Origin of the sequence: Pseudoxanthomonas sp. 3HH-4 (assembly GCF_006716465.1) — a bacterium.
Classification (GTDB): Bacteria; Pseudomonadota; Gammaproteobacteria; order Xanthomonadales; family Xanthomonadaceae; genus Pseudoxanthomonas_A.
In genome coordinates this window covers 1,198,726-1,222,123 of sequence record NZ_VFPB01000001.1, presented here as the reverse complement: position 1 = coordinate 1,222,123, position 23,398 = coordinate 1,198,726, and the positions used below count along the sequence as shown (strand labels likewise).

General features: G+C 64.3%; 20 protein-coding genes and 2 tRNA genes. 4 read left to right on the top strand and 18 right to left on the bottom strand.

The genetic code is table 11. From position 1 onward, the window contains the following. Window positions 1-9: 9 nt before the first annotated feature. From rpmI to uvrB, 5 genes are all read right to left on the bottom strand, one after another. A complete protein-coding gene (gene rpmI / locus FB548_RS05545; protein ID WP_014160066.1) occupies window positions 10-207 on the bottom strand; it encodes a 50S ribosomal protein L35 in 198 nt (65 codons plus the stop codon). A 340-nt stretch (window positions 208-547) separates the two neighbouring features. Beyond that, window positions 548-1,072 carry a translation initiation factor IF-3 gene (gene infC, locus FB548_RS05540; protein WP_255470399.1) on the bottom strand — a complete coding sequence of 175 codons (525 nt, stop codon included), beginning with the start codon at window positions 1,070-1,072 and terminating at the stop codon, window positions 548-550. A gap of 48 nt (window positions 1,073-1,120) precedes the next feature. Continuing rightward, entirely contained in the window at window positions 1,121-3,028 is a 1,908-nt protein-coding gene (thrS, locus tag FB548_RS05535) for a threonine--tRNA ligase (RefSeq protein ID WP_142123714.1), read from the bottom strand. A 225-nt stretch (window positions 3,029-3,253) separates the two neighbouring features. Next, window positions 3,254-3,328: transfer RNA gene (locus FB548_RS05530), tRNA-Val, on the bottom strand. A 75-nt stretch (window positions 3,329-3,403) separates the two neighbouring features. Continuing rightward, window positions 3,404-5,425, bottom strand: a complete 2,022-nt coding sequence (gene uvrB / locus FB548_RS05525; RefSeq protein ID WP_142123713.1) for an excinuclease ABC subunit UvrB — start codon at window positions 5,423-5,425, stop codon at window positions 3,404-3,406. A gap of 153 nt (window positions 5,426-5,578) precedes the next feature. Between uvrB and FB548_RS05520 the strand changes: the two genes are divergently transcribed. Together FB548_RS05520 and FB548_RS05515 are read left to right on the top strand one after the other, a co-directional pair. After that, entirely contained in the window at window positions 5,579-6,145 is a 567-nt protein-coding gene (locus tag FB548_RS05520) for a GspH/FimT family pseudopilin (RefSeq protein WP_185741987.1), read from the top strand. A gap of 81 nt (window positions 6,146-6,226) precedes the next feature. Continuing rightward, window positions 6,227-6,303: transfer RNA gene (locus tag FB548_RS05515), tRNA-Asn, on the top strand. A gap of 161 nt (window positions 6,304-6,464) precedes the next feature. Here the strand turns inward: FB548_RS05515 and FB548_RS05510 are convergent. Genes FB548_RS05510 through FB548_RS05485 form a run of 6 tightly spaced genes read right to left on the bottom strand, consistent with a single transcriptional unit; the run spans window position 6,465 to window position 12,912 of the window. After that, complete coding sequence (locus FB548_RS05510; RefSeq protein ID WP_142123711.1) at window positions 6,465-6,878, bottom strand: type IV pilin protein; 414 nt, start codon at window positions 6,876-6,878, stop codon at window positions 6,465-6,467. A 4-nt stretch (window positions 6,879-6,882) separates the two neighbouring features. Further along, window positions 6,883-10,524, bottom strand: a complete 3,642-nt coding sequence (locus FB548_RS18965; RefSeq protein WP_142123710.1) for a PilC/PilY family type IV pilus protein — start codon at window positions 10,522-10,524, stop codon at window positions 6,883-6,885. Window positions 10,525-10,527: 3 nt separating this feature from the next. Then, complete coding sequence (locus FB548_RS18745) at window positions 10,528-11,064, bottom strand: PilX N-terminal domain-containing pilus assembly protein (protein ID WP_255470313.1); 537 nt, start codon at window positions 11,062-11,064, stop codon at window positions 10,528-10,530. Window positions 11,065-11,069: 5 nt separating this feature from the next. Beyond that, window positions 11,070-11,936, bottom strand: a complete 867-nt coding sequence (locus FB548_RS05495) for a prepilin-type N-terminal cleavage/methylation domain-containing protein (protein ID WP_142123709.1) — start codon at window positions 11,934-11,936, stop codon at window positions 11,070-11,072. Next, window positions 11,933-12,427, bottom strand: coding sequence for a type IV pilus modification protein PilV (pilV, locus tag FB548_RS05490; protein WP_255470312.1), 495 nt, complete (start codon window positions 12,425-12,427; stop codon window positions 11,933-11,935). Before pilV ends, FB548_RS05495 begins: the two co-directional genes overlap by 4 nt. Then, window positions 12,418-12,912, bottom strand: coding sequence for a GspH/FimT family pseudopilin (locus tag FB548_RS05485; protein WP_255470311.1), 495 nt, complete (start codon window positions 12,910-12,912; stop codon window positions 12,418-12,420). The genes pilV and FB548_RS05485 overlap by 10 nt, the downstream gene beginning before the upstream one ends. A gap of 220 nt (window positions 12,913-13,132) precedes the next feature. Here FB548_RS05485 and FB548_RS05480 point away from each other — a divergent pair, with 220 nt between their 5' ends. Beyond that, window positions 13,133-14,200 (top strand): histidine kinase, encoded by a 1,068-nt coding sequence (locus tag FB548_RS05480; RefSeq protein ID WP_142123707.1) that lies wholly within the window; start codon window positions 13,133-13,135, stop codon window positions 14,198-14,200. Here the strand turns inward: FB548_RS05480 and ppnN are convergent. The 5 genes from ppnN to grxD form a co-directional block, all read right to left on the bottom strand. Next, window positions 14,182-15,564, bottom strand: a complete 1,383-nt coding sequence (gene ppnN / locus FB548_RS05475) for a nucleotide 5'-monophosphate nucleosidase PpnN (protein WP_142123706.1) — start codon at window positions 15,562-15,564, stop codon at window positions 14,182-14,184. The two genes, FB548_RS05480 and ppnN, sit on opposite strands and share 19 nt — an antisense overlap. A 124-nt stretch (window positions 15,565-15,688) precedes the next feature. Then, window positions 15,689-18,961 (bottom strand): carboxypeptidase regulatory-like domain-containing protein, encoded by a 3,273-nt coding sequence (locus tag FB548_RS05470; RefSeq protein ID WP_142123705.1) that lies wholly within the window; start codon window positions 18,959-18,961, stop codon window positions 15,689-15,691. A 260-nt stretch (window positions 18,962-19,221) separates the two neighbouring features. After that, window positions 19,222-19,824 (bottom strand): YhgN family NAAT transporter, encoded by a 603-nt coding sequence (locus FB548_RS05465; protein ID WP_142123704.1) that lies wholly within the window; start codon window positions 19,822-19,824, stop codon window positions 19,222-19,224. Then, window positions 19,821-20,567 carry an SDR family NAD(P)-dependent oxidoreductase gene (locus FB548_RS05460; RefSeq protein WP_142123703.1) on the bottom strand — a complete coding sequence of 249 codons (747 nt, stop codon included), beginning with the start codon at window positions 20,565-20,567 and terminating at the stop codon, window positions 19,821-19,823. The genes FB548_RS05465 and FB548_RS05460 overlap by 4 nt, the downstream gene beginning before the upstream one ends. After that, window positions 20,564-20,884: a Grx4 family monothiol glutaredoxin gene (gene grxD / locus FB548_RS05455; RefSeq protein WP_142123702.1), complete on the bottom strand. Its 321-nt coding sequence runs from the start codon at window positions 20,882-20,884 to the stop codon at window positions 20,564-20,566. The genes FB548_RS05460 and grxD overlap by 4 nt, the downstream gene beginning before the upstream one ends. Before the next feature lie 157 nt (window positions 20,885-21,041). Between grxD and sodB the strand changes: the two genes are divergently transcribed. Continuing rightward, window positions 21,042-21,620: a superoxide dismutase [Fe] gene (gene sodB, locus FB548_RS05450; protein WP_142123701.1), complete on the top strand. Its 579-nt coding sequence runs from the start codon at window positions 21,042-21,044 to the stop codon at window positions 21,618-21,620. Between the two features lie 74 nt (window positions 21,621-21,694). Here sodB and FB548_RS05445 read toward each other — a convergent pair whose 3' ends face one another. Together FB548_RS05445 and purE are read right to left on the bottom strand one after the other, a co-directional pair. Further along, complete coding sequence (locus FB548_RS05445) at window positions 21,695-22,837, bottom strand: 5-(carboxyamino)imidazole ribonucleotide synthase (protein WP_142123700.1); 1,143 nt, start codon at window positions 22,835-22,837, stop codon at window positions 21,695-21,697. After that, a complete protein-coding gene (gene purE / locus FB548_RS05440) occupies window positions 22,834-23,343 on the bottom strand; it encodes a 5-(carboxyamino)imidazole ribonucleotide mutase (RefSeq protein WP_142123699.1) in 510 nt (169 codons plus the stop codon). Before purE ends, FB548_RS05445 begins: the two co-directional genes overlap by 4 nt. Between the last annotated feature and the right edge of the window lie 55 nt (window positions 23,344-23,398).

Genomic DNA, 23,398 nt, shown 5'->3' with positions numbered 1-23,398 from the left:
TCTCAATCCTCAGAGGTAGGGAAGCATGCGGTTCAAACGGCCGCTGTCCTCGGCGCGAATGATATTCGTCGCACGCAGGCCGCGCTTACGCTTGGTCGCCTTCTTGGTGAGGATGTGGCTACGGTTGGCGTGGCCAGCCTTGAACTTGCCGGATGCGGTCTTGCGAAAACGCTTCGCCGCCGCCCGGTGGGTCTTGATCTTGGGCATTGCTTATGTCCTTGACGGGTTTATGTCACTGATCCGGGCGCCACCCTTTCGATGCTTTGCGGCGTTGCCGCGAAGGTCGAAAGGCCAGTCTTTCCATCCATGCCCATATCGGCTTGTAAGTCGTTGATTCCAGAACGGAACCCCCGACGGGTCCATCGGCTGCGAGCAGCCTCCCGGCGTACCGGGCCGCGTATTATGCCCGCTGCCGTTTTTTCTTGCAAATCCGGCTACTTAGCGGAAAAGCGAAAGGCGCCTTGCGGCGCCTTCCCCTCACCCTTTGCCCTCTCCCCGCACGCGGGGCGAGGGGGAACGGCAGGCGTCGGCGGCAAGGCCGCTGACGTCATTTTTTCTTGGGGGCGATCATCATGACCATCTGGCGGCCTTCCAGGCGCGGGCGGGACTCGATCACGATCTCGTCGCCCAGCTCGGCCTCGATGCGCGCGGCCATCTCGCGACCCAATTCCTGGTGGCTCATTTCACGGCCACGGAAGCGGATGTTGACCTTGACCTTGTCGCCCTCTTCCAGGAAGCGGCGGATGTTGCGCATCTTGATCTGGTAGTCGCCCTCGTCGGTGACGGGACGGAACTTCAGTTCCTTGATCTCGACCTGCTTGGTCTTCTTCTTGGCCTCGTTGGCCTTCTTCTGCATCTCGAACTTGAACTTGCCGAAGTCCATGATCTTGCAGACGGGCGGCTCGGCGTTGGGCTGGATCTCGACCAGATCCAGGCCCTCGTCTTCCGCCTTGGCCAACGCCTCGTCGCGCGTGAGCACGCCGATCATTTCGCCATCCGAACCGATCACGCGCACGCGCGGCACGCGGATTTCGAGATTCTTGCGGTTTTGCTTGTTGTCAGGGGTGCTGATGTTGCAGTCTCCAGGGAGGGGTGCGCCGGCCCACAGGACCGGAACCAATTATTGCGCGGCGTGCTCGTTCCGCAAACGTTCGGCGAAGGCGTCGACGGACATGCTGCCCAGGTCCTCGCCGGAACGCGTGCGCACGGCGATGGCGCCATTTTCCTTCTCGCGGTCTCCGACCACCAGCAGGTACGGCACCCGCTGCAGCGTGTGCTCGCGAATCTTATAGCCGATCTTCTCGTTCCGCAAATCCGCCGCGACCCGGAAGCCTTGATTTGCAAGGGTTTTCCGAACCTCGTCCACATAACCGGCCTGGGCATCGGTGATATTCATCACCACGGCCTGCCGGGGAGCCAGCCAGGACGGGAATGCACCAGCATGGTGCTCGATCAGGATGCCAATGAACCGCTCCATCGAACCCACGATGGCCCGGTGCAGCATGACCGGGTGCTGGCGCTGGCTGTTTTCGTCCACGTACTCGGCGCCCAGGCGGCCCGGCATCATGAAGTCGACCTGCATCGTGCCCAGCTGCCAGGTCCGGCCGATGGCGTCCTTCAGGTGGTACTCGATCTTGGGGCCGTAGAAGGCGCCCTCGCCCGGCAGCTCCTGCCATTCCACCCCGCAGCTGCGCAGGGCGGCGCGGAGGGCGGCCTCGGCCTTGTCCCAGGTGGCGTCGTCGCCCAGGCGCGACTCGGGGCGCAGGGCGATCTTGATCTGGATGTCCTCGAAACCGAAGTCGGCATAGACCTTCAGCGCCTGCTGGTGGAACGCTGTCACCTCAGCCTCGATCTGGTCTTCCGTGCAGAAGATGTGGCCGTCGTCCTGGGTGAAGCCGCGCACGCGCAGGATGCCGTGCAGCGCGCCCGAGGGCTCGTTGCGGTGGCAGGCGCCGAATTCGCCGTAGCGGATCGGCAGGTCGCGATAGCTGTGCAGGCCCTGGTTGAACACTTGCACGTGGCCCGGGCAATTCATCGGCTTGACCGCGTAGGTGCGGTTCTCCGACTCGCTGAAGAACATGTTTTCCTTGTAGTTGTCCCAGTGGCCGGATTTCTTCCACAGGGCAACATCGAGGATCTGCGGGCAGCGCACTTCCTGGTACCCGCTGTCGCGGTAGACCTTGCGCATGTACTGCTCGACCACCTGCCAGATGGCCCAGCCCTTGGGGTGCCAGAACACCAGGCCCGGCGCCTCTTCCTGCAGGTGGAACAGCTCCTGCTGCTTGCCGATCTTGCGATGGTCGCGCTTCTCGGCTTCCTCGATGCGCTGGATGTAAGCCTCCAACTGCTTCTTGTCGGCCCAGGCCGTGCCGTAGATGCGCTGCAGTTGCTCGTTCTTCGCATCGCCGCGCCAGTAGGCGCCGGAGATGCGCGTCAGCTTGAACGCCTTCAGGAAGCGCGTGTTGGGTACGTGCGGGCCGCGGCACATGTCCACGTATTCCTGGTGGTAGTACAGGCCCATGGCCGTCACTTCCGGGCCCATGTCGTCGATCAGGCGCAGCTTGTAGTCCTCGCCACGGGCCTTGAAGACCTCCACCACTTCGGCGCGGGGCGTCATCTTCTTGATGACGTCATAGTCCTGCGCGATCAGCTCCTGCATGCGCTGCTCGACCGCGGCAAGGTCTTCCGGCGTGAAGGGACGCTCGCTGTAGATGTCGTAGTAGAAGCCTTCGGCGATCACCGGGCCGATGACCATCTTCACGTCCGGGTACAACTGCTTCACAGCGTGGCCGACCAGGTGCGCGCTGGAATGCCGGATGATCTCCACGCCCTCCTCGTCCTTCGGCGTGATGATGCGCAGCGAGGCGTCGCGGTCGATGACATCGCTGGCGTCGACCAGCACGCCATCGACGGCACCGGCCACGGTGGCCTTGGCCAGGCCGGCGCCGATGGACTTCGCCACCTCCATGACAGAGACGGGATTTTCGAACTCGCGGCGGCTGCCGTCGGGGAGCGTGATGGTGATCATCGGGTGCGGACTCGATCTGGAAGGGCGCCGGCGCACGGGGCGGCCTGGCAAGGAAACGGACATGAAAAAAGCGCCACGAGGGCGCCTACGGGATGCAGAGCCTCGGGCAGTACCAGATTCAGGCGGTGGTAGTGCTCATGTCGCACGCTCGGCCGGCGTTTCCGCGGGCCACCTCGTGATGCTGCGGATGGCGTCAAAGGGAAACGATGCCACGCTGTGGAAGCGTGGTGGGCGGTACAGGGTTCGAACCTGTGACCCCTACCATGTCAAGGTAGTGCTCTACCGCTGAGCTAACCGCCCGGTCTGCCCTTTGCAGGGGCGCGAATTCTATCCCGGATGCGGGGTCGCCGACAACCGGGCCACGATTTCCGTTGCTCAGCCGCCCAGGCTGGCTTCCTTCAGCCGCTGGATCTGGTCACGCAGGCGCGCGGCATCCTCGAATTCCAGGTCACGGGCGTGCTGGTACATCTGCTGCTCCAACACCTTGATGCGGGCAACCGCCTTGGCCGGATCCATCACCCCGTATTCGGCGGGCTCTTCGGCCACCCGGCGCGATTTGCCTCGCCCCGCCTTGCCCTCGTTGGCCGCTTCGCTGCGCGCGCCCTCCAGGATGTCCACGATGGGTCGCGCCACCGACTTGGGCGTGATGCCGTGTTCCAGGTTGTACTCCACCTGTTTCTCGCGGCGGCGGCCCGTTTCGTCGATGGCCGCCTGCATCGACCGGGTCATGCGGTCGGCATACAGGATGGCCTTGCCGCGCAGGTTGCGGGCGGCGCGGCCGATGGTCTGGATCAGTGAGCCCGTGGAGCGCAGGAAGCCCTCCTTGTCCGCATCAAGGATCGCTACCAGCGACACCTCGGGCATGTCCAAGCCCTCGCGCAGCAGGTTGATGCCGACCAGCACATCGAACTTGCCCAGGCGCAGGTCGCGGATGATCTCCACCCGCTCCACGGTATCCACGTCCGAGTGCAGGTAGCGCACCTTCACACCGTGCTCGCCCAGGTACTCGGTCAGGTTCTCCGCCATGCGCTTGGTCAGCGTGGTCACCAGCACGCGATCGCCCCAGGACACGCGCTCGTTGATCTGCGACAACAGGTCGTCCACCTGGGTGCCGACCGGACGGATCTCGACCTCAGGATCGATCAGGCCGGTGGGGCGAACCACCAGTTCCACGATCTCGCCGTTGGACTCACGCAGCTCGTAAGGTCCCGGCGTGGCCGACACATAGATGCTGCGGGGCGAACGAGCCTCCCATTCCTCGAAACGCAGCGGCCGGTTGTCCAGCGCCGACGGCAGGCGGAACCCGAACTCCACCAGCGTTTCCTTGCGTGAACGATCGCCCTTGTACATGGCGCCGATCTGCGGAATGGTCACGTGCGACTCGTCGATCACCAGCAGCGCGTCGGCCGGCAGGTAATCGAACAGCGTGGGCGGCGGTTCGCCAGGCGCCTTCCCGGTCAGGTGGCGCGAGTAGTTCTCGATGCCGGAACAGAAGCCGACCTCCGCCATCATCTCCACGTCGAACTGCGTACGCTGGGCAAGCCGCTGCGCTTCGACCAGTTTGTTCTGCGCGTAAAGCTGCTCCAGCCGGTCCTTCAGCTCGACCTTGATGGTGTCGATGGCGGCCAGTACGCGCTCGCGCGTGGTGGCGTAGTGCGTCTTCGGGTAGACCGTATAGCGCTGCAACTTGCGAAGCGATTCACCCGTGAGCGGGTCGAAGAGGCTCAGCCCCTCCACCTCGCCATCGAACAGTTCGATGCGCACCGCCTCGGCATCGCTTTCCGCCGGATGCACGTCGATGATCTCGCCGCGCACGCGGAACGTACCGCGCTGCAGTTCGTACTCGTTGCGGGTGTACTGCAGCTGGGTCAGGTGGCGGATCAACTCGCGCTGGTCGATGCGTTCGCCCAGCGACAGGATCAGGCGCAGCGACAGGTAGTCCTCGGGCGCACCCAGGCCGTAGATCGCGGACACCGTCGCCACCACAAGCGCATCTGGCCGGGAGAGCAGGGTCTTGGTCGCCGCCAACCGCATCTGTTCGATGTGCTCGTTGATCGAGCTGTCCTTCTCGATGAAGGTATCGCTGGACGGCACGTAGGCTTCGGGCTGGTAGTAGTCGTAATAGCTGACGAAATATTCCACCGCGTTGTGCGGGAAAAATGCCTTGAATTCGCCATACAGCTGCGCGGCCAAGGTCTTGTTCGGCGCCATCACCAGGGTCGGCTTCTGCACCTGCTGGACCACGTTTGCGATGGTGTACGTCTTGCCGGACCCCGTCACGCCCAGCAGGGTCTGCTTCGCCAATCCCGCTTCGAAGTTCTGCACGAGCCTCTCGATGGCCCGCGGTTGGTCACCGGCGGGGGAATACGGAGAAACAAGATGGAAACGATCAGTCATTGCACGTTGCCGGGAAGTCGACTGTTGAGTATAGCCGCGCAGGCGTGACGGCCCTTGCGGCGATTTCCTACACGCGGACAGGCACCGCCCTTATAGAGCGTGGCCGCTTGGCGGATGACTGTGGTAGCCGTCAATTGGGACAAGGAGTCGTTGATGGCATGGATGCCCTCTTCTCCCCAATACGGGGTCCGCTCGGGCAAGAGAACCGGCAAGACAGGATTCACCCTGGTCGAGCTGTCGGTCTGCCTCGCAGTTCTCACGATGCTGGTCGCCGTCGGCTTGCCGTCGTTCCAGCGATTCCGGGTGCGCCAGCAGGCGACCGCGACCATGCACCTGCTGACTTCGCATTTCGCATCGGCGCGGATGGCCGCGATTGTCCAAGGGGTGCCGGTCGTGGTCTGCCCCAGTGCCGGCAATGGTCGATGCCGCCAGGACAGCAACTGGAGCGATCACTGGCTGGCCTTTCGCGATCCGGACGGCAACCGCCAACCCGACGAGGAAATCGACATCTACCGGAACGACGCCGCGCCTTCGGACCCGAAAATAAGGATCGTGTCCAGCAACGGCCGCCGATTCCTGCGCTACCAGTCCTCGGGGCTGAGCTACGGCACCAATCTCACCGTCCGCATTTGCCATGACGGCGTAGTGGCCGGGAGCGTGGTCGTGAACAGCACCGGTCGAGCCCGCACGGTCCGCGGGGATATGAGCACCCCATGCTGAAGCCCCGATACAGGCTGGCTCGACCACGCGATTCGCGGGAGGCTTGTTCCCGCCTCGGCGGCTGGCTACAATACGCGCCCCGCCCGAATAGCTCAGCCGGTTAGAGCACTTGACTGTTAATCAGGGGGTCGTTGGTTCGAGTCCAACTTCGGGCGCCAGATTGAAGAAAAAAGCCGCATCAAAAATGCGGCTTTTTTTTACGCTTGATCTGAACAAACATCCCTTCTTTTCGAGCCCCGGGATTACGAGGCCGGCAAGGCCATCAAGCGGTACCTCCTAAGCTCCGCTTGGAATGCTAGCCGTCGCCTCTGCCCACGCGTTACCAGCAGCCAGCGTCTCCCGGCAACCTGTTTCCTGCTTGGTCGATTGTCAGCGTGCCGCATCGGTCACCATCCTGCCTTCCGGTAGGCGTAGCTGACAGGGTGTATGTCTTGGCGCCGAGATCCACCTCTACCGATTCGACGTTATAGAACTCTTCGGTATCGCCGTCGCAATTGAATTCGTCCGGCGCATCCTCGTAGGACAACTCGGTGGTGTAGAGGCGTTCCATCTGCTGCGCAGCCTGCAGCAGGCACGCAGTACCCGCTGCGCGCCGGCTCTTGCGAAGATGTTCGTTGTAGCTTGGCAGCGCGATCGAGGCGATGATCGCCATGATCGCGACCACGATCATCAATTCGATCAGGGAGAAACCCTGGGCGCTGCCACGCGATGCGCCACTCTTGAAAGTAATCATTACGTCAGTCTCTCCTGATTTCTCGCCAAGATGCACGGTCCCAGCGCGGAGTGCTGGTCCGCGGAGACCGCAGATCACCACCACCCGTGCCGCCCACCACAACCAGTCCACGCAACAGGTTGGGCAATGTCGGCATGCCGATGCCCACGTTCACCGAACCCACGGGCAGGTTGTCTCCGCCCACGGCGGCGTCGTCCGTATGGCCGTCTCCGTCCAGGTCGAAGTAGGACCCACCCGCACTGGTGCCAGTGAAGGCGTCCAGTGCATTGATGAAGCCGGTGCCGTCCGCATCGCACGCGTTGCCTGTCGGCACCATGCTGGCGGTGACCAGGAACGTCGAGACCACCTGGGCGTCCTGCACGATGCGCTCGCCTGCCACCGGCAGATCGATGAACCAGCCCTTGGACGTCGCAGGCAAGCCTGTCCTCTCTTCGAACGCGCGTACGGGATAGCCGTTGACGGTGTCGCCCGTCACGGCGATGGTGCGCTGGGTCAGGCTGGATCGGTTGTATGCCGCATCCTCATCCATCACCCCATACATGCTCTGCACAGACGTGCTGGTCGAGTCCGCGTCACTGGCCGTGAGATAACGACCCGTCCCGAAGAATACCCAGCGCTTGTTGGTCCTGGGGTTCGTTGCAATAGCAACGCCAGCGGTGATCGGTTGGGCGTTGCCATCCGGATCCTGGGCACTGAACAGGCGAGTCACGCTCCACGAGCCGGGCGTACTGTCGCTCAGGTTGAACTTCCATACGTTACCGAGCATGTCACCCGCGTAGACATAGGCCAGCGTCCTGCCATCTGCACCGTACACACCGGTGGGCGCGAAGAGGCCATTCGGCGCGAGCGCCGAGCCGACGCCCGTGTCGATCTCCCGAATCACGGCGCCCGTTTCGGCATTGAGCACCACCAGCACCGCACGCTCGTTGGTGCTGTTTATGCCATTGCCGATGATGGCCGCAGTGCTGCCGCCCTGCACCCGGGCAAGAATCGGCTTGCCCAACACCAGCCCCATGTTGGACTCCGGCGTCTCCGCGAGTTCCCACTTGTGGATGCTGGCGGCCGTGGCGTCCGCCGGCGCTGACACGTCGAGTGCGTAAACGCCTTTGCCACCCTTGCCCAGCGTGCCGACCAGGATATTCCTGCCAGGCGTCAATGAGCGGCTGGTGACGCTGATGGGGCCGTCCACGAAGAACTTGTGGGTGTAGTCGCCGCGACTGAGGGTCGACAGGTTGCCCATGTTCACGATGCGCGGCACATAGGCGAACTGCTCGACGCCCGTGCGTGCGTCGAAGGCATGCAGCATGCCGTCGTTGGCGCCCACGTACAGCGTGTTGGTGTCCTTCACGTAGGCTGGCGACGAGCCGACGATGTCGCCAAGGACGGACGTGCGGTTGCGCAACAGCCCGCCATTGCGTTCTTCCCGCGTCGCGTCGCCCTTGATGTAGTTGGCGTTGTCCGCACCGGTCACCGGATAGTTGACCGGGCCACCGGTGCGGGCAAGCAGCGCCGACTGGGTGCCACTGGGGAATGCCGTGCCGGCCGTGCCCGTGCTCGTGAACACCTTGCGCGTGGACCAGGCGGGGATGGAAGAGGTCCAGCTGATCGTGCTGGATACACCGCTGGTGGTCACCGGGCGCGCCGTCAGCTGGCCGGTCCATACGCCGGAGACATAGCTCGCATTGAACACCTGCGAACCGGTATCCAGCGACACCGAGTTGGACGCAACGTTGGAGAAGGAACTCGTGCGCTGGGCGATCGCGGCCAGAGCCTCACCGAGGCCCATGGTGAACTCGGACGGATTCGACGCCGAGACAAACGTGCCCCGCCCGTTCACGGCAGCATGCAACAGATCGTCGATGCGATCGGCATCTTCCGTATCCGTCGGATCATTCCAAGTCGCATTCGCGGGCACTGCGGCCACACTCGACCAGCCCTTGCGTCCACTGAGGCCAATGGAAATGCCGAACGTGACCATGTGCTGCCAGAACGCCGGGTTTGCGGCGGTGGGCGGCACGTTGTTGGTCATGTGCGACTCTGTTCGCAGGTCAGTCTTCCAGTACCTCATCGCCACGTCGGCCAGGGTGTTCGAATAGCCATCCTGGTACGGCGCACCAGGCGAGTACTGGAAGCTCTGATTGTTCGGACCGGTAATTGCAGCGCCGGCATCGTTGTCCTGGTTTCCGGCATCGATGTCGACATTGTTCCAGTAGCCGTCGGTCGTCAGGATGGCGAAGTTCTGGCGGCAGGAATACTGGTTCACGCCGGATTGCGGCCCATAGGGGCCCGACTGCGAGTTGCTGCTGAAGTACTGGCCCGCGCCGTCCAAGGCGCCATGCAGGGGCGTACCGTTGTAGCCGATGACGTTCTGCAAGCGGCTGTACCACGTCGAACGCGAGGTGGTCACCACGTCCCCGGTGCTGTCGACAAACCGACCATCGTTGCCGTCATTGACGGGAATGTCGAAGCGGCTTCCGCTCCGGTCCCAGATGGTCCTGAAGCCGGCGCGCACCTTGCTGTCCAGGGAAGAGAACGCCTCGCTGGCACCCGCCTTCGCAGCCTTCATGCGGCTCCGGTGATAGGAAAACCAGGTGGCGTAGTTGGTGTGCTCAGCCGTGACCGTACGCCCCGTTGGCGTCGTGTTCGACTGGCAGTTGATCCAGCCCGAACCGCTGGTGGCGCCATCGCAACTGTTGGTGGTGTAACGGATCGCGCTGAGCCGGTAGGCCGTGCTGCGGTCGTTGTTACGTTGCACCCGCACGCGGTACTGGCCCGACGCGGTCGGATTGACGGTACACAGCGCATTGTTGCCCTTGCCCACCGTGCCGGTGCATACCTGCACGCCACCGGGACTGTAGACCCAGTAAGTCAGATTCCGCGTGTTGTTGCCCGTTTCCGTGTTCTGGACGGTGACCTCGAGCACCACATTTGCCGTCACCGTGGCCAGCGTATGATCCACCGCAGTGTTGTTGCCCAGCGTAGCGGAATACGGCGTAGCCCCATTGATGGCAACGTTCTGCTGGTTGGACCGGACAACATTGCCGTATTCCGAGCGAATGACGTCTCCGCCCGTAACGTGATACCGATAGTAGTTGATGCCCACATCAAGATAGGCGGCATCCGTGCGCGACGTGTCCTTGGGGGCATAGAACACCTGATCGCCACCGCACACCTGGCTGCCACCGCTACTCAACTCATCCGTGGTGGCATTGCTGTTGTAGTTGTATCGACGGCAACTGGAGGCATCGCCAAGATTGATGGTGCCGCCGCCCACCAGATTGAAACTGCCGTACGCAGCCGTGAAGCTGGTGCCGCCCGTCATGCGCGTGCCGTCCGCCCTCATCCACGGCAGATAGGTCACCGTCGGGTTGTAGTACAGCGTATTCCGTGTGTAAGCGCGACTGGCCACGTTCGGTGTGCCCGTGCTCGGCGGGTTTTCCGGCATGCTCGTGAACGCCATCGACCCCGAGTCGTCGAGGATGAAGAGGACGTTCGGCGCCACACGGCTGGCCGTGGTCAGCGGATCCTCCGGGATCGCGATGCCGGCATTGACCGGCAGCGCCAGAAGGGTTGCGATGAAAGCCGCCGGAGCCGCCCACCATTGGCGCGTGGCGCCGGACGACTTCTTGATTCGAATGTTCTTCATGGCTCAGGTCCCCGGTTCCGGGATGCGGCTTACGATATTGGCTTGGACCACCACATCCGCACGGCCTACACCTCGGCTGCGGGCAGTGACGCGATACATCGGACTTTGACAATCGACCGACGGCGGAAGGGTGTCGCAGGCGCCCTTGTAACCCGGGCCCACACCGAGATACTCGATCCAGTACTCGGGGACCGCACCGGCAAGCCGATCTTCGTCGTACGTCCCGGGAAGCACCTCCACCCAGACCGGATCCGACCCCGTGGGACAGATACCGTCGTTGGCGCAGTCAGCGGGGGTGGGGATCTGTGTATCCCAGTTGCCCGCTCCCAGCACCTGATCCTGCGCAAAGCGGAGCGCCCCTTCGGCCGCCTGGAAACCGAGGCTGCGGTCGCGCAGATTGGCGCTCATCCGTTCCTGCATGGCCGAACTGCGCATGATCACGATGCCCAGGATCGACATCACGATCAGCAGGATCAGCACGACGATCAGGGCGACACCCTGTTGATCCCGCGCCGCGGACACCGTCGGGATTCGGCTCACGGAACTCATAGGGTACGCCCTCTCAGGCTGACGACATTCGACGACTGACGCGTAAGTGCCCTGCCCTCCACGTCCTGCCCCGTGAGCGTCATGGTGACGCGCACGGCCACCACATCCACCCAGTTGCCGGGCGCGTCGGTGTAGGCATTCGCACCGGATTCCAGGTACTCGAAGGCGAGGTCCTGGATGCCTTCGGCCACCTCTTCTGCTGGGCCGTCGGAACGGCTCACGAAAAGAGAGCTGCCTCCGCGGGGATTGGCGGCAACGAACCAGTGGACATCACGCATGCGCGACAGCACCACGGCGGCCGGCGGCGCGAACTCGTCTTCGCTGGGGTTGTAATTGTCGGGCAGGGCCGCGAACCCAACCGTCATTCCCGCCACGCTGTCGGCGCGCACCAGGTGGGTCTTGCGCGCATTGCACAGCAGCAGGATGTCGTCGACATCGAAGGCCTCGTCAGCCGCATCCAGTTCATCCGGATCCAGGCTGACGGAGGTGCTGGTGGACGCCAGCACCCGGTACGCGGTGTCGTCGCCCGACATCACTTCGAGCTCCGTGGCGCTGCCTGCGACCGGCGCGTCGCGGAAGCTGTTCGCTTCGGCGCTGCCGCCTTCGACGACGGAGAAATTCGAGCACGCGGTACCCCCGGCTGCGCGGATGTCGCGCGACATCAGTTCGAAGGCGATGCGGGCGTTCTCCTGGATGCGGTTGAGGCCCTCGTTGGAGCGATAGGTCGTCTGGTTGGACTGCAGGATAGCCAGCGCAGCACCTGCCACCAGCAGACCCAGCACCATGGCCACCATCAGTTCGATGAGACTGAAGCCCGCTTCCCGTTGCCGCACTGCCCCCATCCTGTCGAGAACCGGCTTCATATCGTAGTCCTCGTCACAACCTGCCGCGTATTCTCGCCGCCAGCGCGCGAGTCGTCCCACTGCACGGTGATGACACAGGCCGCAGGGCAACCCGTGATCTGGCCACAGACCGTAGGATCATCGGCGTCCGCACCGATGGTTGTCTTCATCGAGGTGATCCAGTCACCTACATCCTCCTGCGCGAGGCTGCCGCCGCCCGGCGCCGCACAGACCATGCCGGCCGTGTTATAGGCTGCGGCGTTGATCCGGTTGGCCCGCATGGCTTCCAGGATCGCCGAGGTCTGGATAACGGCCTGGCTGCTTTCAAACGAACTCTGGCCACCGCGCAACGCGATGGATTGCATGGCCGCGACGCCCAGCAGCCCGATGCTGAGGACCACCACGGATACCAGCACCTCGATCAGGCTCACGCCGCGCGCGTTACGCCGCGCGCCACGTGGCGCGCGCAGGCGTCGGTCAGCTTTGCAGGAATCACCACGCTTCATGGACATGCACCTCCACCATTGTTCCGTCCTCCCAGCACTGCGCCGCTGACAAGCACCGTGATGACGCGCTGATTGTCTGCAGGCTCGTCGGTGGGGATGCACACCGTCAGGTTCTGCTGCGCGGCGATGAGGCCGGCGGAGTTGAAGCGGATCCCCGCGGCAGGCCCGCTGATCTGCAACCCATTCGGCAGCGTCCCGCTGCGCACGACTTCAATGGCTGCGTCCTGGTTGTTCTGTCCCGCGATGATCCAATTAGCCCAGTTCGCGCCATTGGTGCAGGCAAGGCCGTCGGCGCTGCCACACACGGTCACCGGCGCGCTGCGCCGGACGGCCTCGGCACGCGCGAGTTGCAGCGCGGCCGTCAGCTCTCCCGCCGTACTGCTGAGCCGGTTGGAGTTCATCAGCGTCACCATGGCCGGAGCTGCCACGGCCGCGAGCAGGGCGACCACCGCGATGGTGACCATGAGCTCTATCAGGGTGAAGCCCCGCATGCGCCGGGGCGCGCAAGGCTTGCACCGACTGCGGTCGGATGGACACGGGACAGGCATATCACTCCCCTTGTAGTCGGGCCAAGCTAGCCCGCGCGCCCCTGCCCACACCAGCGTTTCCAGAATGAACGGCGGAATCCGGGTCCCGAAAGGCAAGGGATGCGCGAACCGCACGGTACCTTGCGGCATCATGGGCCGGACACACCGCCGCCCGAGCGAGCCAATGCCGCCCCGTTCCCCCACCCTCCTCAGTCCCCTCGACACCCTGTGGCAGGCCAGGACGCTGATCTGGATTCTGTTGACTGGAGAGACGTTGGCGGCGGTGCTGGCGGTGGCACCGGGGCTGGAGGCGGACCGCCTGACCTATTTCGGCGTGGCGTCGCTCGTCATCCAGTGGGTCGCGCTCGCGTCGTTGGGCCTGCTGTATGTGCTTCGCCACAGACTCGCCGGGATGCGGCCACCCGTGGTGGCCCAGATCGGACTCGGTGCGCTACTGCTGAGTACATGGTTCGTGCTGGGAGCCGGCTGGCTGGCGATGCGAGGGCTCGCGCTGGCGCCAGACGAAGGCTGGATGCGCTTTTCGCTTCAGATCACGGCGATCTCCCTGATCGTCGGTCTGCTTGGCCTGGGCGCCTTCCAGGCCCAGTGGCGGGCAAGGCAACTCGCGGTCAACGCCGAACACGCCAAGCTCCAGGCCCTGCAAGCCCGCATTCGGCCGCATTTCCTGTTCAACACCCTCAACACCGGCATCTCGCTTCTGCACGCAAAGCCAGACACGGCCGAACGGCTGCTGCTGGACCTTTCCGATCTGTTCCGCGCCGCGCTTTCGACACGGGACACCATCCTCCTATCCGAGGAGCTTTCCCTCGCGCGCCGCTATCTGGAGATCGAACATCTCCGGCTGGGTGATCGCCTGCACCTGACCTGGGAGCTGCCCGAGACGCTGCCCGATATCAGAGTTCCGACGCTGTCGATCCAGCCGCTCGCGGAAAACGCCATCCGGCATGGCATCGAGCCTTCCACGGACGGCGGAGAGGTGAGCATCCGGGTCGAGGTAGGGCCAACAGAGCTGCTGGTATCGGTGGCCAACACCCTGCCCTCCGACTCCGTGCGGGTCGCGACGGGCCACCAGGTGGGACTCAGCTCGGTGCGTGCGCGCATCCATGCCCTGACCCAGGGCCTGGGCGGCGTCAGCATCAAGACAGCGGATGGCCGTTACCTGGCGACCATCCGCATGCCTTACGACGCATCAGCCGCGGGTAGTCCCGGGCCTCAGGTCACAACGCGATAGCAGGGCTTGTACTCACCGGCGATCTTCATCCGCCGCTGTTCGACGAACGCCCGCAGCAGCGCATCCAGTGCCTGCATCATCGCCGCGTCGCCGTGGATCTCGAACGGGCCGAATTCTTCGATCCGGCGCATGCCATCTTCCTTCACGTTGCCGGCCACGATGCCGGAGAAGGCGCGGCGGAGGTCGGCGGCCAGGTCGTGCACGGCGCGTCCCGGCCGCAGTTGCAGCGCCGCCATCGCTTCATGCGACGGAACGAACGGCTGCTGGTAGTCCTCGGGAATCTCGATGGCCCAGTTGAAGAAGAACGAATCCTTGTGCTCGATACGGTACTCGCGCACGCGCCGGACGCCCGCGATCATCTTCTTCGCGACGGCCACGGGGTCGCCGATGATGATTTCGTAGCGTTCGGCGGCCTCATCGCCCAACGTCAGGCGGATGAAGCGGTCGATCTGCTCGAAGTACGGCGCGGCGATGGTCGGGCCGGTCAGGATCAGCGGGAACGGCAGGTGCGCGTTGTCCGGGTGCAGCAGGATGCCGAGCAGGTACAGGATCTCTTCGGCCGTACCCACGCCGCCCGGGAACACGATGATGCCGTGGCCGATGCGGACGAACGCCTCCAGGCGCTTCTCGATGTCCGGCATGATGACCAGGTGGTTGACGATCGGGTTGGGCGATTCAGCGGCGATGATGCCCGGCTCGGTCACGCCGATGTAGCGGGTCTTGGCGCGGCGCTGCTTCGCGTGCGCGATCGTCGCGCCCTTCATCGGCCCCTTCATCGCGCCGGGGCCGCAGCCGGTACATATGTCCAGCCCGCGCAGGCCCAGCTCGTAGCCGACCTGCTTGGTGTAGAGGTACTCGTCGCGCGAGATCGAATGGCCACCCCAGCAGACCACCAGGTTGGGGTCGCTTGGCTTCAGGATGCGCGCATTGCGCAGCAGGCCGAATACCGCGTTGGTGATGCCCGCGGAAGACTCCAGGTCGGTCGCGTACTCCGGGCCCAGTTCGATGGCGGTGTACGCCAGATCACGTACCACCGCGAACAGCAGTTCGGCCACGCCGCGGATGATTTCGCCGTCAACGAAGGCCATCGAAGGCGCGTTGATCAGGTCGATGCGCACGCCACGATCCTGCTGCAGTACCTGGATGTCGAAATCCGGATACAGATCGCGCGCAGCGCGCGGATCGTCGGACGCGCTGCCACTGGTCAGCACGGCCAGCGCGCAGCGGCGCAGCAGTTCGTGCATGCCGCCGGAGGAGGCGTCACGCAGGCGCGCCACTTCGGCGCGGGAAAGCACGTCCAGGCCACCGCGCGGGTAGATCCGCGCGTCCTGAACCGGCAGCGCCCTCGATGCCGTTTCACTCATGGGTTGTTCCTGTCTTCGTTCGTCAGAGGCGGGACTTTAGCGCAGTCGCGGAGACAAGAGGAGCCCGCCCAAAAGAAAACGGCCGGGTTGCCCCGGCCGTTTTCGGTACTGCGGTTAAGCACTATCAGAACTTGTAGCGGTAACCCAGCTGCAGCGACCAGCGCGACTCGACATCGGTCAGGAAGCGCTTGTACACGGCGCTCTCATCGAAGTTGTACACGTACTTGCCGGTGGCCTGGTCCAGACCAACGAAGCGGACGGCACGCATGTCGCTGTACGGCGACTGGTACTCGATGTGGCCCCAATCCTTATTGATCAGGTTGCCGACATTCATGATGTCCAGCCAGATCTCGGACTTGTGGCCCTTGAAGAAGCCGGGCAGCTCCTGGCTGATGCGGATGTCGATGTTGTTTACCCACGGATTGCGGCTGCCGTTGCGCTCGGCCACCTGGCCACGGTAGCGGGCCAGGTCCGGGTTGCGCTCCAACCAGTCGAAGAACGCGGTTTCCATCGTCGCGCCGCCGCTGAACAGCACGTCACCCGGGCCGTTCGGCACGTACAGCAGGTCGTTGGTGTAACCGTCGCCATTCATGTCGTTGAGGTAGCGCCACGAGTGCGGCGAGCCCGAACGACCTTCATAGAAAGCCGAGACCGTGGTGTTGTAGTCGCCGAAGAACGCCTTGCGGAACTGCAGCGAGGCGATGATGCGGTCCTTGATCTCGTAGTTCGAGGTGGCGGCTTCATCGGAGTTGGGATCGAACACGCCGATGTTGGACCAGTTCGAGATAGCACGCGAGGACGTCAGCGGATTCACTTCCGTCGCGTCGGTGTAGGTGTAGCCGACCGACCAACCCCACGTATCTTCCAGCGGCTTGCTCAGGCTGACCGTCAACTGGCCGCTGCGACCCTTGTCGGTGTTCTTCATCAGGATCACGCCGTCGCCGTGCCAACCGGTGACGTTCTCGTAGCCCGGGATGGTGTCGGCGATGGCACCGATACCCGTGTTGCCGTTGGAACGCGTGCCGCTGGCGGTACCGTACAGGTTGCGCCAGTACAGGTTGCGGCCGTCCGCGCCGGCGGTGTAGGTCGGCGCGCCAAGATCAAGGCGCTCGAAATAGATCGCATTGTTGACCTTGGTGTACAGCAGTTCGGCCGACGCCACCAGGCCGTGCCAGGGCAGCTCGGTGTCGAACGCCAGGTTGGCCTTCCAGACCGACGGCTGCTCGATGCCGTCTTCCATCAGGTTGACCATCATCGTGTAACCGGACGCCGGCGACGGACGGGTCGGGTTGTCCGGGTCCAGATTGACCGGCAGGCTCGTCCAGATCGCCTCACGCTCGGCATCGCTCAGGCCGGCGATGCCGCTGGGGAATGCGTTGTAACCGATCAGGCCGAAGCCCGAGTTCTGGTAGGAGTTGCCGACCCACACGTTGGCGGCCGCACCCTGGAACAAGCCCACGCCACCGCGCAGCTGGGTGGGACGGTCGCTGTCGAAGGTGTAGTTGAAGCCGAAGCGCGGCTGGATCAGCACGTCATCCAGCTTGTTGCGGTTGTCCAGGCCATAGACCTCCTGCACCAGCAGGTTGTGCACCGGAACGTCGTCCATGCTCGGCAGGTCGGCGCGCAGGCCGAACAGCAAGGTCAGGTTGTAGTTGACCGCCCAGCTGTCCTGCACGAACAGGCCGGTGTTGCGGTGCTTGTAGCGCATCGCCACCGAGTTCAGGTCGTTGCCCGGCACCGGCGCATTCAGACGGTACTCGCCGTACTCGCCGTTGCGGAAGTGCTCCAGGCTGGCGAAGGTGTAGGAGCCCCAGATGTTCTGGGCATACAGGTTGTAGACGTCGTTCTCTTCCAGGTCGAAACCGAACTTCAGCGTGTGGTCGCCCACGTACCAGGTCGCGGCACCGAACGCGGTGTCGGTCGTGGTGTTAATCTGGTTGCCGTGGCGGAACTCGTCAGCACCGAAGTTCAGGTACGGCGAAGCCGCCTGGTCCGGATCGTTGGCGGTGCCGAAGCCGATGCTGATCTGCGGCAGGCGCGAATTGACGCTGCTCAGCGAGTCATAGGTGCGGCGGCCGACCTTGAACTCGGTGGAGAAGTTGTCGGACCAGTCGCTGAACAACTGCACGACCGAGGTCTCGACGTTCTTGGAGATGTCGTACCAGCGGCTGTCCAGGCCGAGCGACGAGCTGCTCGAACCGGCGAGGTTCGGCTCGATCTGCTCCAGCTTGGAGTAACGCGCCGAAAGGCGGTGGTTGTCGCTGATGTTCCAGTCGATCTTGGCCGCGTACTCTTCGACTTCCTGCTTGATGCTGCTGGGCGCATTGAAGCCACCGATATCGACACCGTAACGGGTGCGCGCGATTTCCTGCGCTTCAGCGATCTGCTCCTGCGTGATGTTGACGGTGTTAGTCGCGCCCGAGCCAACTGGACCGAACGAGGCAGCCGCACGGTCGCGCTCGAACTTCTCATAGTTGACGAAGAAGAACAGCTTGTCCTTGACGATCGGGCCGCCGAAGGTCATGCCGTAGGTGCGCTCGTCGTTGAAACCGGTGAACGGAGCGTCATTGGTGGGGTTGTCGCCTACCATGTCCTTGTCGCGGTACACGCCGTAGACCGAGCCATGGAACTCGTTGGTACCCGACTTGGTCACCGCATCGATCACCGCGCCGGTCGCGCCGGTGATGGTGGTGTCGTAGTTGGAGATATCGACGTTGATCGCTTCAATAGCGTCCATGGACACCGGCTGGCGGATCGTCGGGAAGTTGTTGGACTCCAAGCCGAACGTGTCGCTGGTGTTCACACCATCGATGCGGATCGCGTTGTAGCGCGGGTTCTGGCCGCCCACCGTCAGCTCGCCGCGCGCTTTGTCGCTCTGCGAGATGCGGGGATCCATGCGGACGTAGTCCTGGATGTTGCGGTTGATCGACGGCAGGGCCTCGATCTGCTCGCGATTCAGGTTCGTGCCCGCGCCCATCTTACTTGAGCTGAACACTTCAGAGCCACCAGCGAAGCCCACGGCGGTCACCGTTTCCAACGTCGCCACGTCGCCAGTCAAGGCGGCGTTGACGGTGTTCACCTGGTTCAGACCCAGGAACACGTTGTCTTCGGTCTTGGTGCCTTCACCCGACTTGGTGATCGTCACCTGATAAGGACCGCCCACACGCAGGCCGCGCGCGTTGTAGCGACCGCTGGCATCGGTGGTGGCGCGGCTGACCGTACCGGATTCGACGTGGGTGATGGTCACCTCGGCGCCGACGACGGGCTGGCCGCCATTGTCGGTGACCAGGCCGCCCACACCGGCCGAGGTGCTCTGCGCGAAGGCAGGCGCGGCGGCGAGGGCGACGACGAGGCCAAGGCTGAGCTTGGACAGGCGAAGACGACGGGATTGGTTCATCGGATAAACCTCGGTACGGGAGTGATGTGGCGAAGCTGGCTGACGAGACGTGCGGAACCACCCGGTGGGGTCGGTTCTGAAGGGCGTGCTAGGGGTTCCCATGGCCCACGCGGCGTCCGCGGAGGTTAATAACAGGTTAACACGATAGGACCATTTTGTGACCGCGGCATGACAATGTTTCGCACTGCAGCAGAGCGTGCAGCCCACGGGCGGGCGGTCGTCGGCGGGCCCTGCGATGGGCGGGCCGGAACGCCGGAATGTCAGATGTTGGGCGGGGTCAACTTGAGGTAAGTGCCGATGCCATCCAAGACCATTTGCACGGAAATGGCGACCAGAAGCATACCCATTAGCCGCTCGATCGCGGTCAAGACGCTTCTTCCCAGCCACTTGTAAAGCACTGTCGCCGAGAACAGGATCGCCGCGGTGGCACCCCAGGCCAGCAGGAGCGCCAGGCTCCAGTCGCCGAGGCGCGAAGGATCGTTGCTGCCCATCAGCATGACGGCGGCCATGCCGGAGGGTCCGGCGACCAGCGGGATGGCCAGCGGCACGATGAAAGGTTCGCCGCCGGGCAGTTCGCCCATCAGGCCCTCGGGCCGGGGGAAGATCATCCGTACGCCGATCAGGAACAGGACGATGCCGCCGGCAATGGCGACCGACTCCTGGCGCAGGTGCATCATTTCCAGCGCGTACTTGCCACCCCACAGGAACAGCATCAGTACGACCAGCGCAATCAGCAACTCGCGCACCACCACGATACGCTGGCGACGCGGTGGCAACGGCTTGAGCACGCTGAGGAACACCGGAATGTTGCCCAGCGGGTCCAGGATCAGGAACAGCAGCAGGGCCGCCGACAGGACGGTCATGCCCGTACCTTCCATATCTGCCCCCTGTGTGCTGCGCCGGCGGATGACAGCAGGGTGACGCAGGCCGCTGCGTAATCGGTGGCGTCCCGGGCCTGCGCATCGTTGTCGTCGGCATACGCACGCGAGCGCAATGCGGTCCGCATCGGTCCCGGCTGCAGTGCGGCGACACGCACGCTGCTGCTGGCAAGTTCGGCGTGCAGCATGCCCACGAGCGATGTAAGCCCATGCTGGGCCACGCCATACGCACCCCAGTACGCCTGCCCCACCCGCGCAAGATCGTCGACGCTGAAGACCAGCGCCGCGTCGTCCGACTGCTTCAGCAGGGGCAGGCAGGCCTGCGACAACCACCAGGGTGCGGTGAGGTTGACGTGCACGACGCGCGCGAACGCGGCGGGGTCGGTATGTTCCAGCGGCGTCAGCCCCTTGAACTCGGCGGCGCAATGCAGCACGCCGTCCAGACGGCCCAACTCGGCGTGCAAGCGGTCAGCGAGTTCGGCGTAATCGTCGGGCGTCGCGCCTTCCAGATCGAGCGGATACAGCAGGGGTTCCGCGCCCACCTGCGACACGGCGTCGTAGATCCGGTTCAACTTCGGCACTTTGCGGCCCAGCAACACCACCGTGGCGCCCGCTTCGGCACAGGCGACCGCCGCCGCACTGCCCAGCCCACCATGCGCGCCACTGACCAGCACCACTCGCTGGTCCAGCGCGCGCGGCGCACGCTTGGGCAACCCGATCAGGCTCACTGCGACAGCGCCTCGGCCACGATCCGCTGCAGTTCGCCGGACTCATGCAGCTCCAGCGTGATGTCGCAACCGCCGATCAGTTCGCCATTGATGAAGAGCTGGGGGAACGTCGGCCAGTTGGAGAAGCGCGGCAGGTTGGCGCGGATCTCGGGCTCTTCCAGCACGTTGATGGTGTAGACATGCTCCGCGCCCGCTTCGCGCAACGCGTGTACCGCACGGCTGGAGAACCCGCACATCGGGAACTGCGGCGTGCCCTTCATGAAAAGGACGATCGGGTGGCCATCCACTTCGGCCTGGATGCGTTCCATCACCGGCATGCTGATTTCTCCTTCCTTGACGGTTTGGCAACCACCGTCGGGTACACTTTCGGTCCGTTCCGCCGGCTTCGCCCGCGGATTGCATAGTGTAAGCCCTCGCATCGCGCCGACGGTGCCCGCACACCCTTTTTACCCGCCTAGCGTAAGGAACCGAGCCATGGCCATCGAACTCCCCCCCCTGCCCTACGACCGCACCGCGCTGGAACCGCACATCTCCGGCGAGACGATCGACTTCCACTACGGCAAGCACCACAAGACCTATGTGGACAACCTCAACAAGCTGATCGAAGGCACCGAGTTCGCCGACGCATCGCTGGAAGAGATCGTGCGCAAGTCGCAGGGCGGCATGTTCAACAACGCCGCGCAGGTGTGGAACCACACGTTCTACTGGAACTGCCTGAAGCCCAACGGTGGCGGCGAACCGACCGGCAAGCTGGCCGAACTGATCAACAAGGCCTTCGGTGATTTCGCGAAGTTCAAGGAAGAGTTCACCAAGACCGCCATCGGCACCTTCGGTTCAGGCTGGGGCTGGCTGGTGCAGCGTCCGGACGGTTCGCTGGCCTTGGCCAGCACGTCCAACGCCGCCACCCCGCTGACCGGTGAGGACAAGCCGCTGCTGACCATCGATGTGTGGGAGCACGCCTATTACATCGACTACCGCAACGCACGACCGAAGTATGTCGAGTCGTTCTGGGCGCTGGTCAACTGGGATTTCGTGGCCGGCAACCTGCGCTGAGCCCAAGTCCACGCACCAAGGGAAACGGCCTGGGAAACCCGGCCGTTTTCTTTTGCGTACGTGCGCGAGCCGGGTTACGCGGACAGGCGCGCCACGACCGGCGCCACCTGCGCGTCGCGTCCCAGGCCCGCACCTGCGCGCGCCAGCGCCTGGGCCAACGAAGACGCGTCCTCGGCTCTCAGCGTGGCGTGGCCGACCTTGCGACCGGCGCGCGATTCTTTGCCGTAGTCGTGCCAGTGCCCGCCCGCTTCCTGCAGTACGACCCCGGCAGCCGGCATCTCGCCGATCCAGTTGAGCATGCAGGCGTGGCCGAGCACGCGCGTCTCGCCCAGCGGCAGGCCAAGCACCGCGCGCAGGTGGTTCTGGAACTGCGACGTTTCCGCGCCTTCGATCGTCCAGTGGCCGGAATTGTGCACGCGCGGCGCCATCTCGTTGGCGAGCAACTCACCCTCGCGGTAAAACAGCTCCAGCGCGAACACGCCGACGTAGTCCAGCGCCTCGGCCAATCGACGCGCATGCGCGCGCGCCGCCTCGGCCAAGGCGTCGTCGACGCGCGCCGGGGCCAGGCTCGCCGACAGCACGCCATCGACATGCCAGTTCTCGGTCAGCGGCCAGGTGCGGAATTCGCCATCGCGACCCCGCACCGCGATCACCGACAACTCCCGCTCGAACGGAATGAACGCTTCAACGATCAGGCCGACCGTCGCGGCCTGCGCGCCAAGCGCCTGCCAGGCGGCATCGACGTCCGCCGGTGACTTGATACGGAACTGGCCCTTGCCGTCGTAGCCCAGCCTGCGCGTCTTGAGGATGCAGGCACCGCCCAGTTGCGCGACCTCCGCCTGCAACTGCGCGCGCGTTTCGATGTTCGCGAAGGCGCCGACCGGGATCCCGAGTTCGCGGAACAGCGTCTTTTCCACCAGCCGATCCTGCGCGACGGCGAGCGCGCGCGGATTCGGGAACACCGGGACGCGACGTGCGAGCCACTCGGCACTCTCGGCCGGCACGTTCTCGAAATCGAACGTGGCCACGTCGACTTTCGACGCGAACTCGGCCAGCGCGGCTTCATCGCGGTAGTCGCCGACGAGCAGCGGAGCGAACTGGCCGGCGCACGCATCGGCCGCCGTATCCATCACGAGGAAGCGCAAGCCCAACGGCGCACCCGACAGTGCCAACATGCGCGCGAGTTGCCCGCCGCCCAGGATGCCGACCGTGGTCATAGCGGCTGACGGGGATCGTCGTGCGCCATCACATCCTCGGTCTGGCCTGCACGGAAAGCGGCAAGCGCAGCACCGATGGCCGGATACTCGGGCGCCAGCAGGGCGGCAGCGAAGAGGCCTGCATTGGCGGCGCCTGCGTTGCCGATCGCGAATGTCGCCACCGGAATACCTGCCGGCATCTGCACGATGGAAAGCAGTGAATCCATTCCGTTGAGCGCCTTCGACTGCACGGGCACGCCAAGCACCGGCACCGCCGTCTTCGCCGCCAGCATGCCCGGCAGGTGCGCAGCACCACCCGCCCCGGCGATGATCGCGCGCAGCCCGCGTGACGCGGCCGCGTCCGCATACGAGAAGAGGACGTCCGGCGTGCGGTGCGCCGATACCACCTTCACTTCGTAGGGAACGCCCAGCGCATCCAGTTTCTGCGCGGCATGCTGCATGGTCTCCCAGTCCGAGCGGGAGCCCATCACGATACCCACCACGGGGCTGGAAACGCTGGCGGTCATGGCCGTCCTCAGTCGCAAAGACGTATTCTACCCTCCTGACCGAACCGCTGATCGA